The 556-nt window shown below is 61.2% G+C and carries 1 protein-coding gene; it reads right to left on the bottom strand.

The features are described from left to right. Positions 1-533: efflux RND transporter permease subunit (locus tag AB1462_RS31585; RefSeq protein ID WP_367249004.1), on the bottom strand; the 533-nt coding region annotated here is incomplete at its 3' end. Positions 534-556 lie beyond the last annotated feature (23 nt).

Below are 556 nucleotides of genomic sequence, written 5' to 3'. Positions count from 1 at the left end.
ACGCCGGGAATGCCTGCCATGGCTTTGCGCAGATCGTCCAGAACGTCGTGGGCGGCCTTGCGCTCGCGCCAGTCGACGAACTCGTACTGGATCACGCCGACCACATCTTCAGCGATATTGTCGCCGCCGCCACGCGTTTTGCCTGCGCGCGTATAAACGGATTTGACGCCCGGCCAGCCGAGTATGCGGTTTTCTGCCTGCGCTGTCGCGGCATCCATTTCGGCAAGCGAGAGATTGCCGCGGGCATGGACATAGAGCAGGCCGTATTCTGGCTCGACATTGGGGAAGAATTCGACGCCCGCGCCTTCCTTGGCATAGATCACCGGCACGGTGACGAGTAGTGCAACGGCCAGAAAAAGCGTCACAATCGGGTGGCGCACGGCCAGCCCGACGGTCTTCATATAGAGCCCGTCCTTGTGTTCCGGTTCGGGATGCGGCTTGCCGAAGATCGCGCCAAGCGTCGGCGTGAAAACCAGCGCATAGAGCATCGAAGCCGACAGCGTGACGATCAGCGTCAGCGGCAGATATTTCATGAACTCGCCGACGATTCCCGGCC

The organism is Pseudomonas sp. SB113 (assembly GCF_040754745.1).
In the GTDB taxonomy this organism is placed as follows: domain Bacteria; phylum Pseudomonadota; class Gammaproteobacteria; order Pseudomonadales; family Pseudomonadaceae; genus Aquipseudomonas; species Aquipseudomonas grimontii.
This window is presented reverse-complemented; position numbering and strand designations above follow the sequence as displayed.